This is a genomic window from Leisingera sp. M658 (genome assembly GCF_025144145.1).
Classification (GTDB): domain Bacteria; phylum Pseudomonadota; class Alphaproteobacteria; order Rhodobacterales; family Rhodobacteraceae; genus Leisingera.
This window is the reverse complement of the sequence record NZ_CP083546.1, coordinates 1435870-1457873: the sequence shown is the minus strand read 5'-3', so window position 1 is coordinate 1457873 and position 22004 is coordinate 1435870. Positions and strand designations below refer to the sequence as shown.

Sequence of the window (22004 nt, the reverse complement as noted above, 5' to 3'; positions counted from 1 at the left end):
CGGGGGCCGTTTTGTTTCAAACGCAGGCAAAAAGGCTTGAAATCAGCTCTTTACCCGGCGTTCCGCTCTCACATACGCTGACGCAGGCGTGAGACACGGCCTCGTGACTTAAAATCCTGAAAACCTCAGGTTAGTGTTTGCCTGTCATCACGACACCGCATGTTAAACCGAAAGGAATTCACGAGATGTCGAACACCGCAAAATCCCTGGCCGTTGCAGGCGCCGTTGCTGCCGCTCTGACCGCCGCTTCGACCATGCCCGCTGCCGCCGCCACCAAGGAAAAGTGCTACGGCGTTTCGCTGGCCGGCCAGAATGACTGCGCCGCCGGTCCCGGCACCACCTGCGCGGGCACCTCGACCACCGACTATCAGGGCAACGCCTGGACATTGGTTGACGCCGGCACCTGCGCCGGTCTTGAGCTGCCGGCCATGGCCGACGGCACCGCACGCAGCGGCTCGCTGGAGCCGCTGGAACGCGACCTGCCGGCATAAGCGCCGCTTGAATTCGGGGGCGGGAGTGTGAATTCCCGCCCTTTTTGCACCCGGAAACAGGACTTCCCATGCTTGACGCCGCTGCACAAAACAGGCTGCCCGCCGCCCCGGGCGTTGGCTACAAGCCGCAGCATTTCGCCCAGATCATAACGGATCCGGGCGCTGTCAAATGGCTGGAAATCCACGCGGAAAACTACATGGGGGACGGCGGCCGCCCGATTGCGCAGCTGCGCCACCTTGCCGAAGATTTTGCCATGTCAGTGCATGGCGTGGGCCTTTCCATCGGCGGCGAAGGACCGCTGGACGCAGACCATCTGGCCCGGCTCAAGCATTTGGTGTCCTGGCTGAACCCCGCCAGCTTCTCCGAGCATCTGGCCTGGTCCACACACGACAGCCATTTCTACAACGACCTGCTGCCGCTGCCCTATACGGACGCCAGCCTGCAGCGGATCTGCGATCACATCGGCCAAGTGCAGGACACCATCGGGCGGCGGATGCTGCTGGAAAACCCCTCCAGCTATCTCGCCTTTACTGAAAGCACCTGGTCCGAGCCTGAGTTCCTGGCTGAGATCTCCTGCCGCACCGGCTGCGGGCTGCTGCTGGACGTGAACAACGTCTTTGTCTCGGCCACCAACCTCGACTTCTCTCCGCAGGGCTACATTGACGCCTTTCCGCTGGGCAAGGTGGGTGAAATCCATCTCGGCGGCCATGACGAAGATCAGGATGAGCACGGCCATCCCCTGCTGATTGACAGCCATGGTGCCGCGGTGGTGGATCCGGTCTGGGCGCTGCTGGATTACACCCTCGCCAAATCCGGCCCCAAGCCAGTGCTGATCGAATGGGACAACGACGTGCCGGACTGGGTGGTGCTGGCAGCCGAGGCCGCCCGCGCCGCAACCGCGCTGGAGCGCATCCCGGCATGAGTGTATCCCAAGCAGATTTCACCCGCGCCATGATGGATGCGGGCCAGCCGGTGCCGGATGGGCTGGTGGATCATCAGGACCAGCCCGCCGGGCGCCGCTTCAGCGTCTACCGCAACAATGTGGCCGTGTCCCTGACCGAAGCCATGCACAGCGCCTTCCCGGTGATTGCCAAGCTTTTGGGCAAACAAAACATGGCCGGGCTGGCCGGTATCTACTTGCGCCAACATCCGCCGTCTTCGCCGCTGATGATGTTCTATGGCGACCACTTCCCCGCCTTCCTGGAGGGTATGGAGCAACTCAAGCACCTTGGCTATCTGGGTGATGTGGCCCGGCTGGAACTGGCCCTGCGCCGCGCCTACCACGCCGCAGATGCCGCGCCCGTTCCACCCGAGGACCTTGGCGCCTTGACGCCCGGGGACCTGATGAACACGCGCGTAGCCCTGGCCCCCGCGGTGCAGCTCCTGCGCTCGCCCTGGCCCATTTATGGCCTCTGGCTTTACAATACCGAAGACAGCGCGCCCAAGCCGCAAGCCCAGGCGCAGGATGTGCTGATCACCCGCCCTGAATTCGATCCCATTCCCCAGCTCCTGCCGCCCGCGGGCGCACACTGGATCCGCGCCCTGACGAAGGGCGCCAGCATCGGCGAAGCCTTGGAACAGGCCGCCGCCGAAGACGAAACATTCGACCTGGGTGCCACGCTGGCCCTGCTGTTGCAGGGCGGCGCGATAACCGGTCTGGACAGCAAAGGGTAAGACCATGCACGCACTAGTCTCCATTCACAACGCCATCTTCAGCCAGATCGAAAGGGTCGGAGACTGGCTGCTTCCACTGGCCGCGCGCTTTGTCTTTGCCGCTGTCCTGCTGGTGTATTTCTGGAAATCCGCCCTGACCAAATTCGGCGACGGCTTCTTTGGCTTCCTGTTTCCCTCGGACGGCGCCTATATCCAGATCTTCCCCAAATTCATTGAATCCGTTGGCTATGATTTTGACCAGCTGACCATTTTTCACTGGGCCTTCGCCTTTGCCGGCATGTGGGCCGAGCTTATTCTGCCACTGCTGATCGTGATCGGCCTGTTCACCCGTTTGGCATCACTTGGCATGATCGGCTTTGTCGCGGTACAAAGCTTTACCGATGTCTACGTCGCGCAGCATTCCCAGTGGGGCAACTGGTTTGACAACATCGCTGAATTCGATCCAGCCATCAAAAGTGTCGGCCTGGCAGATATACGCGTGTTCTGGGTCTTTGTTCTGGCGATCCTGGTCATCAAGGGCGGCGGCGCCCTTTCGGCTGATGCGATCCTTCGCCGCCGCGCAGGACCTGTGACCGCCTGACACCTTAATCACTTCGGCAATAAAGGCGCCCTACTTCCGCAACAGCGCCTTTTTCAATGGCCCCAGGGCTGGTTAGAAATGCGCCTTGGGTTCATCCGGCTTCCCGGCTGCCAGCGCCATCAGCCCGGCCGCCGCGGCAAAGCTAAGCGGGAAGATGGTAAAGACGTTGAGGCCGAACCCTGCATACATTCCCGCAGCTGATCCCAGCAGCAGGACCCCGCCCCACAACGCCCGCGCCCGCGCCATCGCACCGCCCGCAATCGCCAGAAGCGGCGACAGCACCGCCAGCCGCAGCTGCTCCACGTTAACGACTTGTTCAGCCAGCCCTTCGATCTCGCCGAAATGCTCCACCGCCGCAGTGTAGCCATAGCCGAAAAAGCCCACGATCATGCCGAAAACACCGGCGATGATCCCCAATACCAGGGCTGCGTTGCGCATAATGCCTCTCCCTAAATTGACGGTAACGACATAGGCAGCGGTTTAAGATCCGCCAAGTGCCGCCTGCACGTTCTGATCCCAGCCCAGGAATAACTCCCCGTCCCGGTCGATCAACGGCCGCTTCATCAATGCAGGATGTTCCCGCAACAAGACCAGCGGTTCGCTTGCCCGATCCTGCTCGCTCAAACCACGCCACGTGGCAGACCGCGTATTGACCAGTTTCGCACCAAATTGTGCATAAGCCGCCTCCAGCAGCCCTTCTGGCATGCCGCTTGTGCGGATATCGATCAGAGTTGAGTTTTCAATACTCTTCAACGCCTTACGGCAGGTATCGCAGTTTTTCAGCCCGTAGATTTTCATAAATCCTCCATCCTCTCCGGGAACCTCACACAATTTATGGTAGAATGCGCCGGTTTCTCTTGATTTTCGAGCAGCCCGTGCAAAACTTAAAGTTGTCCGGCCTTGCCTCACTCGCTTCAGACAACGGGACGGGCCGGATGTCTTGGGAAGCCTCAAGGCGACGTGCAAAGTAGAAGGAGACGCGGGAAATGCCAAGTGGCACCGTGAAGTGGTTCAACACCACCAAAGGGTATGGGTTTATTGAACCTGATCAAGGCGGCAAGGATGTGTTTGTGCACATTTCCGCGGTGGAACGGTCGGGCATGGCCGGCCTCGCGGACAATATGAAGGTCGGCTACGAGCTGTCCGAAGGCCGCGATGGCCGCCAAATGGCCGCAGAGCTGAAAGAGCTTTGACCGATTAATCTGCACTGCGCCCGGGATCAGACTGGGCGCAGGCAAAGACCGCCCGTCAGGTCCGCCGCAGATACTCAGCCATCACACAGGCCGGATCGCTGCCGCGCAGAACCGTTTCCCCGGACTTGGCCCATTCGTCTGCCTGAAACTCCGGAAAAAAGGCATCTGCATCCTCGATGGTCAGATCTACTTCGGTGACAAGCAGCCGGTCGGCCATTTCCAGCATGCCGCGGTAAATACCTTCGCCGCCAATGCCATAGACCCGGCGGTAGCCCTGCGCATAGGCCTCCTGCACCGCCGCCCCGATCGACGGCAGCACATTCTCTGCCGCCTGCGGGTTGGACGACACCACCAGATTGAGCCGGTTCTTCAGCGGTTTCACCGGTAGGCTGTCCCAGGTATTGCGGCCCATAATGATGGCGCCGCCCAGGGTCTCGCGCTGAAACGCTTTTAAATCCTCAGGCGCAAACCACGGGATATCATTGTCCTTGCCAATGGCCCCGTTGCGCGCCCGCGCAGCGATCAGAGTAATCATAAGTGTCTTCCTTGCTGTTCAAAGTGCAACCGGTGCCTTGACGTCCGGACCGGGATCATAATTCAGAATCCAGAAATCACCGTAGGTGAAATCGAAGAATGCGCCGGCCTGCCGCTTGATCGGCAAATGACGCATATTCTGAACGGTTTTCCGGTCTCCTTCGAATTGGCGATTGCCGCCATGGCCCCATCCCGCGTCTGCGCTGGTCCGCTCTTCCTCTGAAGAATGCCTGCCACAGCCCGCACCCTGTCTGTCAGCCCTTCCAGCGCCCCGGCCGCCTCGATCTGATCAAACCGGACTTTTGCGTGTTTGCGTTTCATAGCCGCCGGTTTGTGCATGAGCAAGCGCGGCTGGAGAGAGAGAGAGGGCGGATTGGCTGGTGCGGCCTGTGCGGGATTGCTGCCGGTTGATGCCGGTTCGGCGGAATGCATCCGGGGCCGGGCGGCTGCAGCTGCATAACAGATGCAAGTTGGCGGGGAGGCCGAATGCTGGCACAGTTTCGCGCTCATTTTTGCAAGCAGCCTGCATCCCGCATAAAAACCATCACCTGAATCCGGAGCTGGATCCGGGCATTGCCACCGAATTTGCGCGGCTCGAAGATGCCAAGGTTACCGGGCCTAACACCAGGACCCTCCAGCTGAGCGCACCGTCTCCGTCGTATTAGTCTGTAATTTTAGCCGGCACCTCCAGCACCATCATTCCCAAGGCCGCGGCGGAAGCTTCGGACAGGTATTTTGAGGCGGCACGGTCGTCCGGCTGGATTTTGCCAACACCGCCAACCGGGTATCACCGCGCAGGACATTCACGCAGTGCTTTGTGAAACCAGCTTGATTGCCGAACTGATCGGCCAGGACAAGGGGACCTTCCGGAACAGCGATGAAATCCACACTGCCGACCTGCAATTGCATCAGAAATTCTGAACCGGCAATCCCAACGGGATCTGCACGATGCAGTAATTTGTCCCGGACCTGCCCGCCCGGATTTTTCTTCCAAGGAGCCGCCGGCGTGCTTGGTTATATTCTCCGCCGCACCTGTCATGGGGCGATCCTGCCAGCGCGATGCTGGGCCCACGGGCGACGCCAGCCATCAAGGCCGAGTTTGCCGAGCGGCTGGGGCTGGATCAGCCAATGCCAGTGCAGATCGTGAAGTATCTGGGGTCAGTGGCCCAGGGCGATCTGGGCACCGATCTGCGCAGCCGCCGCCCTGTCAGCGAAGTGCTGATGGCGCATCTTCCGCATACTGTGCAGCTGATCACGGCAGCCATGCTGCTGGCAGCAGGCCTGGGCATCCCGCTGGGCTGCCTGGCGGCGGTGCGCCGCAACGGGCTGTTTGACCGGCTGATCGGATTGCTGTCGGTCAGCGTCATCGCGGTGCCTTCGGTGATCATTGCAATCTACGGCATGCTGCTGTTTTCCGCCCGGCTGGGCTGGCTGCCTGCCATCGGCGCGGGCGAAGGCGGCTTTGGTTCTACGCTGCACCACCTGATCATGCCAGCCGTCGCAGTTGGCATCGGCTGGGTCGGCTACCTGGCGCGGCTGGTACGCGCCTCGATGATCGAGGTGCTGTCGGCAAATTACATCCGCAACGCCCGCTCTTTTGGCCTGACCGAACCGCGCATCATCTCCCGCTATGCGCTGCGGGTGGCGGTGGCACCGACCATTACCGTGCTGGGGGTCGGGGTCGGCTACATGCTGGGCAGCGCGGTCTTTGCCGAGATCGTCTTTGCCCGGCCCGGCATCGGCAAGCTGATGTATGACGCGGTGATCCTGCGCAACTACCCGGTGACACTTGGTGCGGTGCTGGCCTCCAGCGCGCTGCTGATCGCCGCCACCACCGCCGCGGACATCCTCAACGCCATCATCGATCCCCGTTTCAAGGAGGGCCAAGAGCAATGACTGCGGCTGATATTCAACCCGTCATCAAACCGGTGCGCCCCGGCGGGTTCACCAATCTGGCCCGCGATCCGATGGGTATGTTGGGGCTGCTGCTGGCGCTGCTGCTGATCCTGTCGGCGCTGCTGGCCCCTTGGATTGCGCCTTACGGCCCCAATGCCATGGACATCCCCTCCAAGCTGCAGGGGCCAAGTGCGGCGCATTGGCTGGGCACGGATCAGCTGGGCCGCGATGTGCTGTCCCGGGCGATCTATGGCGGGCGGATCGCGCTGAGCGTGGCGCTGATTTCCACCGCGCTGTCGGTCATCCTGGGTGGCATTCTAGGCATGATGGCGGCGATGGGGCCGCGCTGGCTGGACTATGTGCTGACCCTGGGGTTTGACACTGTACGCGCCTATCCGGTGATCATCCTGGCGCTGGCCATCGGGCCGATCTTTGGCGGCGGTATGGTTGTGCTGGTCGGCCTGCTGGTCGCAACATCAGTGCCCTATTACGGGCGGATCATGCGGGCTTCGGTCATGGCGCAGGCCAATGCCGAATATGTTGAAGCGCTGCGCGCTATGGGCGCCGGACGCGTCCGTATCGTGGTTCGCCACATCCTGCCCAATGTGATCGGCCCGGTTCTGATCGTCGCCTCAATGGATATTCCCACCTTCATCGCCGCCGAGGCGGGCCTCAGCTTCCTTGGCGTGGGTGTAAAGCCGCCCGCCTCAAGCTGGGGTTTGATGCTGCAGGACGGGTTTGATTTTGTCGGCCACACGCCCTGGCTGGTGGTGGCGGGGGGGATCCCCTTGGTGCTGGCGACCCTTGGTTTCACCTTCCTGGGCGAAGCGCTGCGCGATGCCTTTGACCCGAAACTTGGCGGAAAGGGCTGAACCATGGCGGATATGCTTCTGAAAGTTGACGACCTCGCCGTGCGCTTTGGTCCCATTCAGGCGGTGAAATGGGTGTCTTTCACGCTGCAGAAGGGCCGCACCCTGGGCATCGTCGGTGAAAGCGGTTCCGGCAAATCCACCTTGCTGTGGGCGCTGACCCGGCTGCTGCCGGATGCCGCCACGCTGAATTCGGGCGAAGTCTGGTTCGACGGTATGGATCTGCTGCGCCAGCCGCCGGACCGGATGCAGGCGCTGCGCGGCACCCGGATTTCATACATCTCGCAGGACCCGATGACCTCGCTGGCACCGGGTCTGACCATCGGCCAGCAGATGATCGATCTTCTGTACCGCGAGCCTTGGTCCAAGCGAGAGAAATGGCAGCGTGCCATAGACGCGCTGGATTGGACCTGTCGCGGTTTTGTGCTCCCCAAGTGCTCGTTTTTAGCCACCTTCCGTTCAAAAACGACTGGGCTTTTCCAGCTCAATGCTGAGTGGCAGCGTCGCGGATTATAGAAGCCGTGTGTGGATGCCCGGTTTGAGGCAAGAAGTTTTTCAGAGGGGTATGGAACCTATGATCAGATGCAGTCGTGTGTCCGGCCTTTGATTGCAGCTTTTGACACGCCGCTGGCCTGTATGGTGACCGTGGATTGGGTCCAAATCGTTGATGCAGGCACCAGGCTCCTGGCTTCCACCTGGTTTCCCCGATCCCGTCATATGACCGTTGTTCCTTACTCTCCTTCGACTTTCTCACATCCCCGGCCCTTCCGGCACTCGGCTTGATGACTATGCTGCCAGTGCCGGAATTCTATAAGTTTCGTTTTTGGTTGTTAGGGCCCAAACGATCCGGGCCAATTTATTGGCCAGAACTGTAGCCGCCAGCATGCGTAGTTTTCGGGCGAGCATTCTGGCCAGCCACGATCCAACGGGCGGGCCTTTCCGGATGGCCCGCTGAATTACCGCCATTGCACCGGTAATCAACAGTCTTCGAATGTCCCACTGACCTGTTTTCGAGCTTCGCCCAAGGATTTACCGGCTGCCGGCCGGTCTTTGTCGTGACACCAGCCCGCACCAAGCAGCAAATTCCCCGCCGTTTGCAAACTCTTCCATCGCAGGCGCAAAGGCCTGAATGGTTGGCGCACACATGGGGCATCTTTGGACATGAAGCTGCTTCAGCAATTGCTTTCGCATCATTTGCGTCGTTCTTTTACCGCGTCACAAACGGTTTGACGCAGATCGGAGGAATGAGCCGCACCTCATGGCCCAGCCGACCAATCCCGCGGCCCCAATGATGAGAAGTGGCGCAGGCTTCCATCGCAACGATACACCCAGACTGTCCAGCCAGAAATGCTAGGCGCTATGGACGTGAAAGCTTCTTGCGGAGAATCACAGTGCCGTCATGTGCAGCACCGTGAAGCTGGTAGCTTCGTTTCCCCAAATCAATTCCGATTATACTAACATTCTCCACGGGCACTCTCCCCTTGCTTGACAGTTCAAACCTCAGTCATTCTGGCACATCGCGATGCCGCCGGGTGGGGCATCCACTCCATCATTGATATTTCGGCGCGTCTGCCATGAAGTTCCGGTCCGGCAGGTTGGGCGCGATGTTAAACTTGTAGCCGCTGACCGTCGTGACCTTGTGCTTGCCGCCTTTGCACCACGGATATGCCGTTGTGGCGCATCCATTGCCCGGCAGGTGATCTGACAAAGCCCAATCTGCCGGGAGGCGGCTACCCACACGGCGGTGACCGGCATCCAAACCGGTCTCCTTCAGCTCTTCAATCATTCTTGGCCTGCCATAGCTGCCCAGGCCGAGACGCGGCTGTTCTTCCCCTCACGTGCATTTTCAATGTACTGCCAGGCAGCGGATGGGCGCCGGCGTCACCATTTCAACCCGCGGCCTGCGGCTGGCCGGGCGGTTGCGAAAGGCCCGCAATCCGCGCGTGCTGAAACCAGCAACATGGCACAAGCGTTTGGCCGGTTGTCCCGGTGGATGTGATGCCAACCATCCAAGGCGCAGTGGCCCGTCAGGATTTGACCGGCCGCCGGCAGACACAAAGCCACCGGGAAAGCCGGGACGTATCCCCCTGCCCTTCCTGGCAGGCTTGGATCCGGCTGCGGCAGCCCGTGGCTGCCCCGCGGGGAACCAGCCTCTTCAGCAGGTTCAACCTTACACCGCGACGTCGGCCTTGATGTGAGGATGAGGGTCGTAACCTTCGACTTCAAAGTCCTCAATCCGGTAGTCGTCGATACTCTCAGCACGTTTCGTCAGCGAAATTTTCGGCAATGGACGGGGCTCACGTGCCAGCTGCTCGCGCGCTTGATCGAAGTGATTGCGGTAGAGGTGCACATCCCCGCCGACCCAAACCAATTCACCGGGGCGAAGCCCCGCTTGCTGCGCCAGCATCAGCTGCAGCGCGGAAGCCCCCACATAGTTGAAGGCCGCCCCCAGCAGCAAATCGACCGATCTCTGGAACAGAAGGCAATTCAGGCGCCCGTCAGAGGTCACGTGATACTGATAGACCATATGGCAGGGCGGCAGCGCCATCTCTCCCAGTTCTGCAACGTTCCAGCCGTGAAACAGCAGACGCCGGCTCGCAGGGGTTTCGCGTAGCGAGCGGATCAGCGTCCCGATCTGGTCATGTTCACGGCCATCAGATCCCATCCAGCGCCGCCACTGTTTCCCGTATACAGGACCAAGCTCACCCCATCGGGCGGCAAAGCCGTCGTCCTCGGTAATCCTGCGCTCAAAGTCCTGTTGCGTGATGTCCTCGCCTGTTTCGCGGCGATAGGCCGCCAGCGGCCAGTCTGTCCAGATCCGGACATTTTCCCGCAGCAGCGGCTGAATATTGGTGCCCCCGGTCAGGAACCAAAGCATTTCCTTGATTGCGGTTTTCCAATAGACACGCTTGGTCGTCAGAATAGGCGCAGTGCCATCCGACAGATCAAAGCGGACCATGGCGCCGAACAGCGAGCGGGTGCCGACCCCTGTTCTGTCAACCCGCTCGTCCCCGTATTCAAGGACTCGTTCGATCAGGTCCAGGTACTGGTATTCCGGGTGCCGCATGCCTCTGTCTCCACATTTTTTTGCCATCAACAGAAACCTGCGTGGCAGCCCTTTTCAATCATAATGAATAACACGTGCCAGGCGACAGCTCATTCTTCTGTCCCAAGAACGTTCCACAACGCTTTGTGAAACAGAAAGCCGCGGCGCCGGCCCAGATACAGATACAGATGCATGGCTGCTTTCCTCGATTTACACCCGGAATTCACACCCCGGCATATCGGCTGCGCCATCAAGCGCCAAGATCAAAAACACCTCCGCGCCGTTCCTTTCATACAACATATGCGCAGCCTGGCTTGAATTGGAGCTACATGCAGGTAGCGTATCCGCCACGGTTGCGTCCAAATGCCAACGGCTCAATTGACAACAGGCCAGCCTGGACCGAAGGTGGCGCAAAACGATAAAACAAATTGAGGTAGAGACAGATGAGGCGCTATTGGCTAGGGCTCGCGGCAGCGTCCGTGCTGTCCGCATGCGGCGGGGGCAATCCGTTCATCACGACGACGGATGACCCCACAGATGATCCGGCCACCACCATCCCCGAAGCTCTGGCAAATGACCTCGAGAGCGTCGATTATGATCCAGGCAACCAAACACTGACGGTTACTGGTGTCGGCCTGGATGAAACGCCCTTTACCGCGACTTATGTCCGTAAGCCTGCTTTGGACCGCAATGGCTACGAGGCCTATGCCGTTCAGGACAACGCACTGACTGAGCACTCGACTGCCTATGTGCGTCAAACCGAAGGCGGTTACGCTGCTGTCGTTGTGACAGGCGGGCAGTTCGGCACTTACCAGGGCGGCACGACCTACGGGCGCACCGGCAGCTTTACCGCTCCCGTTACGGACGCGGGGGTCGGCGGTATCGTCAGCTATGCCGGCACCTACGTGGGCCTGTTGAACATCAACGGCGACGGCGGCGACTTGCTCACTCCGGCTCCCGGCACCGACCCTTCAATTCTCCCCGGCCAATCCGCGGAAGTTACCGGTGATGTCTTCATCAATGCCGATTTCACACAAGACAGTGAAGTCAAAGGCCGGATCTACAACCGTCGGATCACTGACCTGCCTGCAACAGCCGTCGAGGATCTGACCCTCATGACGACGGCGATAACGTCAGACGGCTCGTTTACAGGCGCTGTCAATGCTGGAGGCACAAGTGTGGGCGATTACGGCGGCGTCTTTTCGGGTGCGGATGCCGCAGCGGTGGCAGGCTCGGTCCACGCGACAAGCCATATTGAAGCCTTTTCGGGGAATACTCCCCCAATCGAGGAGTACGGGGTCTTTGTACTCGGCTCTTGCGATGGTGCCAGTCCCGACCCGGTCTGCAACCAGCCTGACCCTTAAACCATGCGCAAGGCCACCGCGGCTCTCTTTGGGCTGGCCCTGGCAACGGCCCAGCCCCATGCGCAAGAAGCACCAGCGCCGCAGATGCATCTGTCGGTCCAGCAAGGGCACGCGTTAGGTGCGCATGCGCTGAACTCCGGCAACCCCCGGCTGGCCTTGCGGATCGCCAGCGCCCTGCTGCAGGCCGACCGCAAAAACCATGCCGCCTGGCACCTGCAGGCAGCAGCCCATGCCAAAAACGGCCAACCCGGCGAAGGCCGGAAGTCCGCCGCACGCGCCTTCCGCTTTGCACCGGACGGCGCTGCAAAGTACCAGATGGCGCAGCTTGCTTCCCGCCTGGCTTTTCAGAGCGGCAGCCCGACTCTGTCGCAATACTGGCTGCGCCGCACTGCCGTGTACGCCCCCGATTACAAGGCCGAGACCCTGATCGCCAAGGATTACAAGACCCTCCGGCGCATAAATCCGTGGTCCTTCCGGCTAAGCGGCGGGGTAAAGCCATCAAATAATGTCAACGGCGGTTCGGATGCAGCCACGCAGGAGATTGACGGGCTCTCCTCCCATCTCAACAGGCTTGGGCCAAGAGCCGTTGCGTTATCAGGTGTTACCGGCACGCTGGACGCAGGCATCAGCCGCCGCTTGAGGCAAAACGAAACAAGCCTGACGTCCTTAAGCGGCCGTCTTTATATTCAGCGTGTGGCTCTGTCGTCCAATGCCAAGGCAAAGGCCGCTGAATTGGCCGGGCAAACTGGTACAACGGTGCCGCGAAACTCCGAATTCGGCTCCACTTATGGTGAAATCACCTTAAGCCATGCTTTTGCCGCTGGCCCCAAGAACAAGGGTGGCAGCGCCCGGATTTCCGTGACCAGTGCAACTTCCTGGTATGGCGGGGAACGGAACTATGATCTGGCAAAGCTGACCGCTGCACGCAGTTGGGCACTATCACCTCAGATGCGTTTCACTCTTGATGGAAGCGCCGAACACCGCCTGAATCCTCGGTATGCCTCTTTGGACGCCGATGTGTTTGGCTTAGGCGCCTCGCTCTCCCGGAAACTGGCCAATGGTGATAACCTGAACGTCACACTTGGCCTGCGTGATACCCAAGCGGAAAGCGACAGCTCCACCACGAAATCCGCAACATTCAGGGTCGGCTATACCTTTGGTCAAAAAGTAGGACCGGTCAAGGTCAGCACCGGGCTGATCCTAGGGGCCGCCGACTACCCCATCTACATCTTCAACAATGGAACAGACTGGGTTCCTATTCCTGGCGGACGGCAGGACCATTCCGCTTACGCCGATTTGAACCTCTTCTTTGAAGATTTTGACTATGCCGGTTTTGCGCCGATGCTGCGATTGCGTGCCGGAAAAAAATTCTCAAACCATAGCCGCTTTGAAAGCTCGGAATTCTCTGTCTCCCTGGGCATTGAAACAAAATTCTGAGAGCGCCTTGGCGCTTTCGCTGGCCTTTGTGCACCGCCCCGGTAAAATCCCTTCAAACATAGACAGGAAAATCCGCCATGCCCCTTACATATCTGCACACCATGGTCCGGGTGAAGGATCTGGAAAAATCAATGGCCTTTTACACGCTTCTGGGTCTGCGCGAAACGCGCCGCTGGGAGAATGAGCAGGGCCGGTTCACCCTGGTCTTCATGGCCCCGCCGGGCCAGGAGGAGGCACCGCTGGAACTGACCTGGAACTGGGACGGCGATGATGCGCTGCCTGATGACAGCCGTCATTTTGGCCATCTCGCCTATGGTGTCGATGATATCTATGCGGCCTGCCAGCATCTGATGGACAATGGCGTCACCATCAACCGCCCGCCCCGCGACGGGCATATGGCCTTTGTCCGCTCCCCCGACAATGTGTCAATCGAACTTCTGCAAAACGGTGAGCCGCTGGCACCTGCAGAACCCTGGGCCGGCATGGAAAACACCGGCAAGTGGTAGGGTAACACCCCGTTCCGCAACGCAGAAAACCCGGCGCAGCACCGGTTTGGTGCTGCCCGTTCCATGCGGCCTCTGCGGCCGCTTATTGATTTCCTGCAACCCTCAAACCCGGTAACAAGGGCGGCCGCTTCTGCAGCCGTCTGCCATGGACCTTCATGCGGATCCTGGCGCTTTGCCCTTCAATACGTCCAGAGCACGGTTTCCCCTCATGCCCTGTCTGCGGCCCGCCGGTGTTTTCCCGGCTTTTGCGGCCCGTTGCCCGCTGGGATTTCACACCCCAACCGGCGGCTTAGTAAATATAGCGGATCTGGTCAGACCAATACCGCTCCATCCGCTTCAGCGCGGTGGAGATATCGTCGATCCCTTGGGAGGAGATCACATCCTTGTTCTCCAGGCCTTCCGCATGGCGCGAGAACAGCGCTGAGACGATATCGCGGATTTCCCGGCCCCGCTGGGTCAGGCGGACGCGCACCGACCGGCGGTCGATCTCGCAGCGCTGATGGTGCATATAGCCCATCTCGACCAGCTTCTTCAGGTTATAGCTGACATTGCTGCCCTGATAGTAGCCGCGGGTCTTCAATTCCCCGGCGGTCACTTCATTGTCGCCGATGTTGAACAGCAGCAGCGCCTGCACTGCGTTGATCTCCAGCACGCCGACGCGTTCGAACTCATCTTTGATGACGTCCAGCAGCAGACGATGAAGGCGCTCAAGCAGACCCAGCGCCTCCAGGTAGCCAGTCATGAACCCTTTGCGGTCCGTCTGGCCGATTGGCATTTCCATACTCATTCGCATCTCCGACTCGAATTTGCTCTTGAGACAAGATGCCAACAATTCCCCAAAAATCAGTTAAGCCGGTATTTTATTATTTTTGGTACGTTTGCGATATATCGGCAACCAGGGCGCGGAACCGCTCTTGCGGTGCCGCCTGACCGGTGACCCATTGATACAGATCCTGATCATTCTCAAGCAGCAGCTGATCATAAAGATCCAGCTGCGCCTCGTCCATCTGCTCAAGATTCGCGGCTGCAAAGGCCGACAGCAGGATATCCATTTCCTTGATACCCCGGCGCATCGAACGCATCTGCAGCCGCTTCAGACGGGTGGCACGGTCTTCCTGCATCCCGGTCTCAGGCAGCTTCAGTTGCCTGGCTGTCATTGACTTGCAGCAGGGTCCGCAGTTTTTTCTCCAAACGCGCCGCACGATCTGCATTCTGGCGCATCTCGCTGCGCAGATCGCGCAATTCGCTCAGAACACTTGCGAAGTCACCAGCGTCCAGCTCCAACGGCGCCGGTTCCGACATGCCTTCGCCTTCGCCGGTCAGCAGCCACGACATGGAGACGTTCAACACACCCGCCAGCATGGTCAGCTTGTTGGCACGCGGTTCTGCCAGATCCCGCTCCCAAGCGCTGAGAGTGGATTTCTTGATGCCAAGCCGGCGCGCCAGCTGGCCCTGGGTCATCCCGGCAGCTTCCCGTGCGGCCGCCACGCGGTCGCCGAAAGTTGCTGCATCCGGACCGTACCAGTCTGTGTTCTGCTCCGTCATTGCCAGTTCTCCTAAATCCAGTTTCGACGCGGCTTGATCGCCATCTAGCCGCACCCTATGACAGTTATGCGAAACATACAAACCAAGGCCATAGCCCATGTCTTTCCTGTCCGAGACCTTATCCCGCGTCAAACCGTCACCGACCATCGCGATGACCGCAAAAGCCGCCGAGCTGCGGACCGCGGGACGCGACGTCATCGGCCTCAGCGCCGGCGAGCCGGACTTTGACACGCCGCAGAATATCAAGGACGCAGCGGTCGCCGCCATTGCCGCGGGCAAGACCAAATACACCGCCCCCGACGGTATCCCCGAGCTGAAGCAGGCGGTCTGCGCCAAGATGAAGCGCGACCACGGGCTGGACTACACGCCCGCGCAGGTGTCGGTCGGAACGGGGGGCAAACAGACGCTGTACAATGCGCTGATGGCGACCCTGAATGCAGGCGACGAGGTGGTGATCCCTGCCCCCTATTGGGTCAGCTACCCGGACATGGTGCTGCTGGCCGGCGGCACGCCGGTGATTGCCGAGACCTCGATCCAGACTAATTTCAAGCTGACCGCCGATCAGCTGGAGGCTGCGATCACCCCGAAAACCAAATGGTTCATCTTCAATTCGCCGTCGAACCCCACCGGTGCGGGCTACAGCCGGGACGAGTTGAAGGAACTGACAGATGTGCTGCTGCGCCACCCGCATGTCTGGGTAATGACCGACGACATGTATGAGCACCTGGCCTATGACGGGTTCGAATTCTGCACGCCCGCACAGGTCGAACCGGCGCTGTACGGTCGCACCCTCACCTGCAACGGCGTCTCCAAGGCCTATGCGATGACCGGCTGGCGCATCGGCTACGCCGCAGGCCCCGAACAGCTGATCGCCGCCATGCGCAAGGTGCAATCGCAATCCACCTCCAACCCCTGCTCGGTCAGCCAATGGGCCGCGGTGGAGGCACTCAATGGCACACAGGACTTCCTAGCGCCCAACAACGCGACCTTCATCCGGCGCCGCAATCTGGTGGTACGGATGCTGAACGAAATCGACGGCATCTCCTGCCCGGTGCCCGAAGGCGCCTTTTACGTCTATCCCTCCATCGCCGGGCTGATCGGCAAGACCACGCCCGCAGGCAAGCTGATTGAAACGGACGAGGATTTCGCCACCGCGCTGCTGGAGGAGGCCGACGTCGCCGTGGTGTTCGGTGCCGCCTTCGGGCTGTCGCCCAACTTCCGCGTCAGCTACGCTACATCCGACGCAGCGCTGGAAACGGCCTGCAGCCGCATCCAGGCGTTCTGCGCCGCGCTGACGTAACGGGAGAACAAGACATGAGCGCCGATCTGCCGGACTATTACTTCCGCGTCCGTGAAAACGGCGCTTTTGTTTTTCGCGTTGATACCGAGAACCGCCAGCGGCGGATCGAAATGGATCAGATCGCCGTTGTGAATATCCGCAACGGCGAGATCAAACCGCATGGCCAGCGCGCATTGTCCGAACAGGACATCGCCGAGATCAAATCCTGGATGGAAAGCCGCGCCGCCACCATCGCCGCCCGCGACACCGACGACATCCACCGCGCCATCGATCACCTGAACCTTACCGCCCATTGGGCCAACAGCCGGGCTACGGATGCGCAGCTGGAGGATGTCACCGACGCTTTGCTGCTGGCGATGCACGATCTGCGCGGCGTGCTGGTGCGCAAAAAGGCCGACCGGCTGATGAAGGACCGAAGCGGGGACTGACCTCCCTCCCTCCCGGATGCTTCAGCCGCAGAACAGCGACCGTACCGAAAAAGACCGGAACCGGGCCTCCGCCCGCCCGGGGGCCAGGTCTTGCAGGCCTGCCTGGCGCCTTGGCAACAGCTGGCTGCCCAGCACAAACCTTCTGCGCTGCCACAACTGTTCTGCCGTTCCGGCCTCAGGCGCGCGCAGCCCCAGCCGCCACTGCAGATGCAGGCTCCATCTTTCATGGCGGTCACCACCCAGGCGGAACAGGTGCCGGCTGTCCTGCAGCGGGCGGGGCACCGGCGCCGGCTCGTCCAGACTGGCAACCTGGCAGATATACTGTTCCGTGACCGCGGCCTGCAAATAGGCGCCGCTCCGCGTCAGGGTGATCTTGTGCCCGCCCTTGATCCCTGCGCCGCGGATGGCAAATTCCAGCACCTCCGGCAGCTTGAAGACCCGCGTTCCGGGTCCGAACAGCCGCCCCTCGCCCTGCCAGCCTGATCCGCTGGCAAAATGCAGCGCATAGCGGCCCGGCGGCACCAGCACCTTGAAGAACGCACCGCCTTCGAAATAGGCCGCCAGCGCTTCCTCGCCGCTGTCTTCGCTGCTTAGCACCAGATAATAATCCGCCCCCGGCGGGCTTTTCACCTGCAGCGGAAACACAGCCGGCAGTCCGGTTTTGTTCCACATCAGCCCGCTCCGGGGCCGCTCAGTCTCTGCCGCGGCGCCCGCAGCCAGGGCGATCAATACCAGGCAGGCCAGCAAAGCGCCCCCAAAAGACGCCGGAGAAACAGGACAGGTAACGGAGCTTGCCATAACAGGGGCCTCCTTGCCGCCGGTGGCAGTGTTCCCGCCCAGCATACCACACTGCCCAAGCGGATACAGGGGCGGACAACGCAACTACTAGCTGATTAATTTTCCATTAACACAATCCTAGTATCACATTTGGACTGCTGCCGCCTGAGCAGCCCCGCACCCGCAGAACCCGCGGTGCACCGGTACGTCCCGCTTTTGTTCTCAGCTACAACAGGAATCCCTATGCAAAAACCCATTCTGTCTCTGGCCGCTGCCACTGTTTCCACCCTGCTTGCCGGGACCGCAGCTTATGCTGTCGGCGCAGGCGCTGTTGCGGACAGTGTGATTGCCGAACAGCGCGCAGCCCTTGCGGCCAAGACCAAGGGCGCCGGTTTCGGCCCCCAGGCGCCGCGCGACATAGACGCCGCCGCTGGCAGCAACACGCGCAGTTTCCAGGCGGCGCCGGACTATGCGGAGATGAACCTGTGCAACATCCACTTTCACGAGAACGCCGAACACCGCGGCGGTGACTTCACGACTTTCGCCGGCAATGGCGACGGCCACGGCTATGGCACCGGCTACAAATACGACGGCACGCTGACCGCCGCAGAACTGGCACCGCTCGACCATCCCATCGGCGCAACCGAACACGGCGATCTGCAGCCCGGCGACACGATCGAGGTGCATTACGTCCACTCCACCGCCCAGGTGCAGCCCGGCCCGACCCTTGGGTCCTGTCTCAGCGACGCGATCAAGAACCCGCAGCTGCGGGTCGAAGCACAGGTTTTTGTGCTGGTGAACGACGAAAATGCGCTCGACTTCAACGCGCTGGCCCATCTGGGCAAGGCAAACGGGCTGCATCAGGCCAGTAATATTCCCAGCGATACCGGCACCCCGGTGCAATATGCCGGCTCCACCACCGGCCCCGGCTATAACGAGGACGGCTCCCCCTTCCAGGTCTCCTGGAGCGTGCGCCCCAAGGTCGCCAAGGTGAACATTCATTCCGTCGGCAAATGGCTCGAAGACAATGTCTTTATGGAGGATCACGCCCACGGTGTTCGCAATCTGGTGATGAACCCGGATTTGCTGTCGGACATCAGCCACTAGAAACGGCCGCGCTAAGGCGCTGATTGCTTGTCCGCCGAATCCCCCCACGCAGGACAAGCCAAGGGCTTCGCGCTGCCCGTGCGAAGCCCTTTTTTCTTTCAGCCCGGCAAACTGCCCTCTGCGGCTCAGGACGCCGTGGCGGCGGCGGCGTCTTTCATTGCATCGACGCCTTTCTTCCACAGGTTGCCCTGCCATAGCTCTTCAAGACCCGTTTCACCGCAGGCGCCCTTGGTGGTCAGATAGTCATAATAAGAGGTCGGCTTGTGCCCGGTGATGTTATAGAAATCCGGGCTGCAGCGGGTGTAGAAACCGTTGGTCAGATACTCAAAGAACTCGGCGCGGGTGCTGCCGAAATCGGCCTCGAACTGCTCCATCGACTGGGCGCGGTACGCGATTTCCTTGCCCATTGCGCGGCCCAGATCAGCAGCGATTTCCGCCATCGACTGCGGCGCCGGGCCCGTGATGTCATAGAATTTGTTGCCATGCCGAGCGGGGCCTTCCGCCAGCACCACCGCCGCCGCCTCGGCGATGTCGCGGGTGGCGACAAAGGAATTGCGCATATCCCCCAGCGGGTTGGAGAACCAGCCCTCGGCGCCGATGGTGTCGCAATCGGTCTTCAGCAGGTGGTTCATGAAAAAGTTGTTGCGCAGCGCGGTCACGTTCAGCCCGGCATCAATCAGCGCCTTTTCGCCCCACCAGTAATGCTGCAGCATCAGCGGAATACCGGCCCCTGCGCGCGAGGCATGGGTATCCGCGTCATAATCGGCGGTGTTGGTATCGGCGCCCATGCAGCTGACCCGCACCACGTGTTTGATCTGATCCCTGCGCGCGCCCAGCGCCTTAGCAAAGTTCAGATGCCCCTCCAGCATCGGGTCCAGCGAGGCGGAATAGACCGCCGAAACACCATCCAGCGCGGCGTCCCAGGTGGCCGGCTCCGACAGGTCGAACTTCACAACCTCATCAGCGCCCAACGCGGTCAACTGCTCGGCCTTGGCCTCGCTGAAATAGCAGGCACGCACGGTGAAACCGCCTGCGGAGGCAAGACGCGCCACCAGCTCGCGGCCAATGCGGCCGGTGGCCGAGGTGATCAGAACAACGGGTTTGGACATGGGGGATCCTCCTGGTACCGCGCACCGTCCAAACGGCGCGCGCAAATATTGCAAATCTGCGCAGACCCTACCGCAACAGGCTGGTGCCAAGCCTCCGAAACCCGACGCAAAATGCCATGGTTTCGCCAGACCTCAGGCCGCTGTCACTCGGCGATGTCTTCCGCCCACAATTCAGGCTTTTCCCGGATGAACCGCTCCATCAGCGCGATGCAGTCCGGGTCCTCGGCAATCACCACCTCCACACCGCGCGAGCGCAAGAACTCCTCGTTGCCGCCAAAATTCTGCGCATCACCGATTACCACCCGCGGGACGCCGAACTGGACAATGGTACCGCTGCACATCATGCAGGGCGACAAAGAGGTATAAAGCACCGTATCGCGATAGGATCTTTGCCGCCCCGCCTTGCGCAGCGCGTCCATCTCGCCGTGGGCAATCGGATCCCCCTTCTGCACCCGCTGATTGCGCCCCTGCGCCACCACCTGACCGCCGCGCGCCAGTACCGAACCGATCGGGCAGCCGCCCTCGTCAAATCCCGCCCTGGCTTCTTCATAGGCAATGCGCAGCAGGCGTGTGTCGTCGTCGGTCATCATCAGGAACGGCCTCTTTCTGAATGAATACAAAGCTGTCCCGGAAGCCTGCCCAGATGCCCGCAAAGGGTCAACCCCGCGCCGCTCAGACTGCCGCAGCGCCCACCAGCTTGATCGACTGCCGCCAGAACCGGGCCATCAGGAAGACGCCGGCGGCTGTAAGCCCTGCAATCAGCCCCACCCAGACACCAACGCCGCCCCATTCCAGCATAAAACCAAAGACATAAGACGCAGGAATCCCGACGGCCCAATAGCTGAGCACCGCAATCACCATCGGCACGCCAGTGTCCTGCACTCCGCGCAGCAGCCCCAGCGCAATGGCCTGCATCCCATCCATCAGCTGAAACAGTGCCGCCGCCGCCAGAAGCCCGGCACCGATCAGCAGGATCTCCGTCTTCTGCGGATCCGCCGGATCCAGGAACAGCGACATCAGCGGATCCGGAAGGGTCAGAAACAGAGTGATCCCAATCACGGACACCACCAGCGACATCACTGTCACAACCTTGCCGCCGCGCGCCATGTGGTCCCGGTCACCCCGGCCAAAGGCATTGCCCGCGCGGATCGTGGCCGCATTGGACAGTCCCAGATGCACCATGAACGTCAGCCCCGCCAGCGAGATCGCAATCCCGTGCGCAGCCAGCGGCACCGTGCCCAGCCACCCCATCATCATGGCTGAGGCCGCAAACAGGCTGGTTTCGGCCAGGGTGGTCAGCCCGATCGGCGTTCCCATCCGCAACACCTGCCCCAGCATCTCCCAGTCGGGGCGCTGGAAATTCTTCAGCAGCTCATGCTCCGGCAGCACCTTCAGCGCATAGGCCAGCACCAGCACAAAGGACACCCCGTTGGTCACCAGCGACGCAATCGCCGCCCCGGTGATGCCCAGCTCCGGCGCGCCCCAGTTGCCAAAGATCAGCGCATAGTTCACCAGCGCGTTCAGCACCGCCCCGAACACCGACAGCCACAGCACGATCTGGGTGCGCTCCAGCGCCGCCAGATACGACTTGGCCACCATGTACAAAAGCGCCGGAAAGATCGCCCAGCCTGCAATCCGCAGGTATTCAGCCGCCGCATGGGCAATATCCGCCTTCTGCCCCAGCATCAGCAGTATAGGCTCCGACCACCACAGCAAGGGCATCGCCAGCGCACCATACAGCAGCGACAGCCACAGCCCCATCCGGGTGCTGCGCCGGATCTGCCGCTCTTCCCCGGCACCGGCTGCCGCCGCCACCATCGGCATCACTGCAAAGGCAAAGCCGGACCCCAAAAGGAAGATGGAAAAGAAATAGGTCGCCCCAAGCGTCACCGCCGCCAGCGCCTCTACCCCGTACCAGCCCAGCATCACGGTATCGGTCAGGCCGATTGCAAACTGCGCCACATGGCCGCCAATCAGCGGCAGCCCAAGGATGGCTATCGCTCTGGTATGGCCGCGCAGAGACATCTCGGTGTGTTTGGGTGCGAACGTGCTCATACAGCCAGCCTTAGGCGGGACAGTCATTCCCGGCAAGAGCGGAGTTTCCTTGCCCCTGCACAGGCCTATGGTGATATCCTGCACAGAAGGAT

General features: G+C 60.9%; 25 protein-coding genes and 3 pseudogenes. 14 read left to right on the top strand and 14 right to left on the bottom strand.

Annotated features, from left to right (window positions below):
* The first annotated feature begins 185 nt into the window (after window positions 1-185).
* The 4 genes from K3724_RS07310 to K3724_RS07295 all read left to right on the top strand — a co-directional run bounded on the left by K3724_RS07310 (window position 186) and on the right by K3724_RS07295 (window position 2746).
* Window positions 186-491: a DUF2282 domain-containing protein gene (locus K3724_RS07310; RefSeq protein WP_259991403.1), complete on the top strand. Its 306-nt coding sequence runs from the start codon at window positions 186-188 to the stop codon at window positions 489-491.
* A gap of 68 nt (window positions 492-559) precedes the next feature.
* Window positions 560-1414: a DUF692 domain-containing protein gene (locus K3724_RS07305; RefSeq protein WP_259991401.1), complete on the top strand. Its 855-nt coding sequence runs from the start codon at window positions 560-562 to the stop codon at window positions 1412-1414.
* Window positions 1411-2166, top strand: a complete 756-nt coding sequence (locus K3724_RS07300) for a DUF2063 domain-containing protein (RefSeq protein ID WP_259991399.1) — start codon at window positions 1411-1413, stop codon at window positions 2164-2166. Before K3724_RS07305 ends, K3724_RS07300 begins: the two co-directional genes overlap by 4 nt.
* Window positions 2167-2170: 4 nt before the next feature.
* A complete protein-coding gene (locus tag K3724_RS07295; RefSeq protein ID WP_259991397.1) occupies window positions 2171-2746 on the top strand; it encodes a DoxX family protein in 576 nt (191 codons plus the stop codon).
* Window positions 2747-2818: 72 nt separating this feature from the next.
* Here the strand turns inward: K3724_RS07295 and K3724_RS07290 are convergent, their stop codons facing one another.
* Window positions 2819-3184, bottom strand: coding sequence for a hypothetical protein (locus K3724_RS07290; RefSeq protein WP_259991395.1), 366 nt, complete (start codon window positions 3182-3184; stop codon window positions 2819-2821).
* Window positions 3185-3226: 42 nt separating this feature from the next.
* Complete coding sequence (locus tag K3724_RS07285; RefSeq protein WP_259991393.1) at window positions 3227-3544, bottom strand: arsenate reductase family protein; 318 nt, start codon at window positions 3542-3544, stop codon at window positions 3227-3229.
* A 188-nt stretch (window positions 3545-3732) separates the two neighbouring features.
* On the opposite strand from K3724_RS07285, the gene K3724_RS07280 reads away from it, so the two are divergent.
* Window positions 3733-3939, top strand: a complete 207-nt coding sequence (locus K3724_RS07280; RefSeq protein ID WP_027259410.1) for a cold-shock protein — start codon at window positions 3733-3735, stop codon at window positions 3937-3939.
* A 55-nt stretch (window positions 3940-3994) separates the two neighbouring features.
* Here the strand turns inward: K3724_RS07280 and K3724_RS07275 are convergent, their stop codons facing one another.
* A complete protein-coding gene (locus tag K3724_RS07275; protein ID WP_259991390.1) occupies window positions 3995-4474 on the bottom strand; it encodes a dihydrofolate reductase in 480 nt (159 codons plus the stop codon).
* A 695-nt stretch (window positions 4475-5169) separates the two neighbouring features.
* Window positions 5170-5382 (bottom strand): hypothetical protein, encoded by a 213-nt coding sequence (locus tag K3724_RS07270; protein ID WP_259991388.1) that lies wholly within the window; start codon window positions 5380-5382, stop codon window positions 5170-5172.
* Window positions 5383-5532: 150 nt separating this feature from the next.
* Between K3724_RS07270 and K3724_RS07265 the strand changes: the two genes are divergently transcribed.
* From K3724_RS07265 to K3724_RS07255, 3 genes and pseudogenes are all read left to right on the top strand, one after another.
* A complete protein-coding gene (locus K3724_RS07265) occupies window positions 5533-6369 on the top strand; it encodes an ABC transporter permease (RefSeq protein WP_259991386.1) in 837 nt (278 codons plus the stop codon).
* Window positions 6366-7241 carry an ABC transporter permease gene (locus K3724_RS07260; RefSeq protein ID WP_259987394.1) on the top strand — a complete coding sequence of 292 codons (876 nt, stop codon included), beginning with the start codon at window positions 6366-6368 and terminating at the stop codon, window positions 7239-7241. The genes K3724_RS07265 and K3724_RS07260 overlap by 4 nt, the downstream gene beginning before the upstream one ends.
* 3 nt (window positions 7242-7244) lie before the next feature.
* Window positions 7245-7586, top strand: a pseudogene (locus K3724_RS07255) (ATP-binding cassette domain-containing protein); the annotation flags it as partial.
* A 438-nt stretch (window positions 7587-8024) separates the two neighbouring features.
* Here the strand turns inward: K3724_RS07255 and K3724_RS07250 are convergent.
* From K3724_RS07250 to K3724_RS07240, 3 genes and pseudogenes are all read right to left on the bottom strand, one after another.
* Window positions 8025-8706, bottom strand: a pseudogene (locus K3724_RS07250) (transposase).
* A 93-nt stretch (window positions 8707-8799) separates the two neighbouring features.
* Window positions 8800-9210 (bottom strand): annotated as a pseudogene (locus K3724_RS07245) (hypothetical protein); the annotation flags it as partial.
* Window positions 9211-9408: 198 nt separating this feature from the next.
* Window positions 9409-10305: a thymidylate synthase gene (locus K3724_RS07240; RefSeq protein ID WP_259991383.1), complete on the bottom strand. Its 897-nt coding sequence runs from the start codon at window positions 10303-10305 to the stop codon at window positions 9409-9411.
* A gap of 422 nt (window positions 10306-10727) precedes the next feature.
* Between K3724_RS07240 and K3724_RS07235 the strand changes: the two genes are divergently transcribed.
* The 3 genes from K3724_RS07235 (at window position 10728) to K3724_RS07225 (ending at window position 13591) form a co-directional block, all read left to right on the top strand.
* A complete protein-coding gene (locus K3724_RS07235) occupies window positions 10728-11648 on the top strand; it encodes a thymidylate synthase (protein WP_259991381.1) in 921 nt (306 codons plus the stop codon).
* Between the two features lie 156 nt (window positions 11649-11804).
* On the top strand, window positions 11805-13085 hold the full coding sequence (locus K3724_RS07230; RefSeq protein WP_259991379.1) for a surface lipoprotein assembly modifier: 1281 nt from the start codon (window positions 11805-11807) through the stop codon (window positions 13083-13085).
* A 77-nt stretch (window positions 13086-13162) separates the two neighbouring features.
* Entirely contained in the window at window positions 13163-13591 is a 429-nt protein-coding gene (locus tag K3724_RS07225) for a VOC family protein (protein WP_259991377.1), read from the top strand.
* A 289-nt stretch (window positions 13592-13880) separates the two neighbouring features.
* Here the strand turns inward: K3724_RS07225 and K3724_RS07220 are convergent, their stop codons facing one another.
* The 3 genes from K3724_RS07220 to K3724_RS07210 all read right to left on the bottom strand — a co-directional run bounded on the left by K3724_RS07220 (window position 13881) and on the right by K3724_RS07210 (window position 15136).
* Window positions 13881-14378: a MarR family winged helix-turn-helix transcriptional regulator gene (locus K3724_RS07220; protein ID WP_259991375.1), complete on the bottom strand. Its 498-nt coding sequence runs from the start codon at window positions 14376-14378 to the stop codon at window positions 13881-13883.
* A gap of 76 nt (window positions 14379-14454) precedes the next feature.
* Complete coding sequence (locus K3724_RS07215) at window positions 14455-14712, bottom strand: succinate dehydrogenase assembly factor 2 (RefSeq protein ID WP_259992587.1); 258 nt, start codon at window positions 14710-14712, stop codon at window positions 14455-14457.
* Window positions 14713-14719: 7 nt separating this feature from the next.
* Window positions 14720-15136, bottom strand: a complete 417-nt coding sequence (locus K3724_RS07210) for a helix-turn-helix domain-containing protein (protein ID WP_259991374.1) — start codon at window positions 15134-15136, stop codon at window positions 14720-14722.
* 97 nt (window positions 15137-15233) lie between these two features.
* Here K3724_RS07210 and K3724_RS07205 point away from each other — a divergent pair, with 97 nt between their 5' ends.
* Window positions 15234-16436, top strand: a complete 1203-nt coding sequence (locus K3724_RS07205) for a pyridoxal phosphate-dependent aminotransferase (protein ID WP_259991372.1) — start codon at window positions 15234-15236, stop codon at window positions 16434-16436.
* A gap of 14 nt (window positions 16437-16450) precedes the next feature.
* A complete protein-coding gene (locus K3724_RS07200; RefSeq protein ID WP_259991369.1) occupies window positions 16451-16864 on the top strand; it encodes a hypothetical protein in 414 nt (137 codons plus the stop codon).
* A gap of 21 nt (window positions 16865-16885) precedes the next feature.
* On the opposite strand, the gene K3724_RS07195 is transcribed toward K3724_RS07200, so the two are convergent.
* The gene (locus tag K3724_RS07195; protein WP_259991367.1) at window positions 16886-17536 is read right to left on the bottom strand and encodes a hypothetical protein; all 651 of its coding nucleotides are present in this window, start codon (window positions 17534-17536) and stop codon (window positions 16886-16888) included.
* A gap of 348 nt (window positions 17537-17884) precedes the next feature.
* Between K3724_RS07195 and K3724_RS07190 the strand changes: the two genes are divergently transcribed.
* Window positions 17885-18748 (top strand): delta-class carbonic anhydrase, encoded by an 864-nt coding sequence (locus tag K3724_RS07190; RefSeq protein ID WP_259991365.1) that lies wholly within the window; start codon window positions 17885-17887, stop codon window positions 18746-18748.
* A gap of 125 nt (window positions 18749-18873) precedes the next feature.
* Here the strand turns inward: K3724_RS07190 and K3724_RS07185 are convergent, their stop codons facing one another.
* The 3 genes from K3724_RS07185 to K3724_RS07175 all read right to left on the bottom strand — a co-directional run bounded on the left by K3724_RS07185 (window position 18874) and on the right by K3724_RS07175 (window position 21912).
* Window positions 18874-19857 (bottom strand): NAD(P)H-binding protein, encoded by a 984-nt coding sequence (locus K3724_RS07185; RefSeq protein ID WP_259991363.1) that lies wholly within the window; start codon window positions 19855-19857, stop codon window positions 18874-18876.
* 143 nt (window positions 19858-20000) lie between these two features.
* On the bottom strand, window positions 20001-20447 hold the full coding sequence (locus K3724_RS07180; protein WP_259991361.1) for a nucleoside deaminase: 447 nt from the start codon (window positions 20445-20447) through the stop codon (window positions 20001-20003).
* Between the two features lie 82 nt (window positions 20448-20529).
* On the bottom strand, window positions 20530-21912 hold the full coding sequence (locus K3724_RS07175; RefSeq protein WP_259991359.1) for an MATE family efflux transporter: 1383 nt from the start codon (window positions 21910-21912) through the stop codon (window positions 20530-20532).
* Window positions 21913-22004 lie beyond the last annotated feature (92 nt).

Coding starts and splice junctions, on each gene's coding strand:
- K3724_RS07310 (WP_259991403.1), top strand. CDS start 186: ATGTCGAACACCGCAAAATCCCTGGCCGTTGCAGGCGCCGTTGCTGCC.
- K3724_RS07305 (WP_259991401.1), top strand. CDS start 560: ATGCTTGACGCCGCTGCACAAAACAGGCTGCCCGCCGCCCCGGGCGTT.
- K3724_RS07300 (WP_259991399.1), top strand. CDS start 1,411: ATGAGTGTATCCCAAGCAGATTTCACCCGCGCCATGATGGATGCGGGC.
- K3724_RS07295 (WP_259991397.1), top strand. CDS start 2,171: ATGCACGCACTAGTCTCCATTCACAACGCCATCTTCAGCCAGATCGAA.
- K3724_RS07290 (WP_259991395.1), bottom strand. CDS start 3,184: ATGCGCAACGCAGCCCTGGTATTGGGGATCATCGCCGGTGTTTTCGGC.
- K3724_RS07285 (WP_259991393.1), bottom strand. CDS start 3,544: ATGAAAATCTACGGGCTGAAAAACTGCGATACCTGCCGTAAGGCGTTG.
- K3724_RS07280 (WP_027259410.1), top strand. CDS start 3,733: ATGCCAAGTGGCACCGTGAAGTGGTTCAACACCACCAAAGGGTATGGG.
- K3724_RS07275 (WP_259991390.1), bottom strand. CDS start 4,474: ATGATTACTCTGATCGCTGCGCGGGCGCGCAACGGGGCCATTGGCAAG.
- K3724_RS07270 (WP_259991388.1), bottom strand. CDS start 5,382: ATGCAATTGCAGGTCGGCAGTGTGGATTTCATCGCTGTTCCGGAAGGT.
- K3724_RS07265 (WP_259991386.1), top strand. CDS start 5,533: ATGCTGGGCCCACGGGCGACGCCAGCCATCAAGGCCGAGTTTGCCGAG.
- K3724_RS07260 (WP_259987394.1), top strand. CDS start 6,366: ATGACTGCGGCTGATATTCAACCCGTCATCAAACCGGTGCGCCCCGGC.
- K3724_RS07240 (WP_259991383.1), bottom strand. CDS start 10,305: ATGCGGCACCCGGAATACCAGTACCTGGACCTGATCGAACGAGTCCTT.
- K3724_RS07235 (WP_259991381.1), top strand. CDS start 10,728: ATGAGGCGCTATTGGCTAGGGCTCGCGGCAGCGTCCGTGCTGTCCGCA.
- K3724_RS07225 (WP_259991377.1), top strand. CDS start 13,163: ATGCCCCTTACATATCTGCACACCATGGTCCGGGTGAAGGATCTGGAA.
- K3724_RS07220 (WP_259991375.1), bottom strand. CDS start 14,378: ATGAGTATGGAAATGCCAATCGGCCAGACGGACCGCAAAGGGTTCATG.
- K3724_RS07215 (WP_259992587.1), bottom strand. CDS start 14,712: ATGCAGGAAGACCGTGCCACCCGTCTGAAGCGGCTGCAGATGCGTTCG.
- K3724_RS07210 (WP_259991374.1), bottom strand. CDS start 15,136: ATGACGGAGCAGAACACAGACTGGTACGGTCCGGATGCAGCAACTTTC.
- K3724_RS07205 (WP_259991372.1), top strand. CDS start 15,234: ATGTCTTTCCTGTCCGAGACCTTATCCCGCGTCAAACCGTCACCGACC.
- K3724_RS07200 (WP_259991369.1), top strand. CDS start 16,451: ATGAGCGCCGATCTGCCGGACTATTACTTCCGCGTCCGTGAAAACGGC.
- K3724_RS07195 (WP_259991367.1), bottom strand. CDS start 17,536: ATGTGGAACAAAACCGGACTGCCGGCTGTGTTTCCGCTGCAGGTGAAA.
- K3724_RS07190 (WP_259991365.1), top strand. CDS start 17,885: ATGCAAAAACCCATTCTGTCTCTGGCCGCTGCCACTGTTTCCACCCTG.
- K3724_RS07185 (WP_259991363.1), bottom strand. CDS start 19,857: ATGTCCAAACCCGTTGTTCTGATCACCTCGGCCACCGGCCGCATTGGC.
- K3724_RS07180 (WP_259991361.1), bottom strand. CDS start 20,447: ATGATGACCGACGACGACACACGCCTGCTGCGCATTGCCTATGAAGAA.
- K3724_RS07175 (WP_259991359.1), bottom strand. CDS start 21,912: ATGAGCACGTTCGCACCCAAACACACCGAGATGTCTCTGCGCGGCCAT.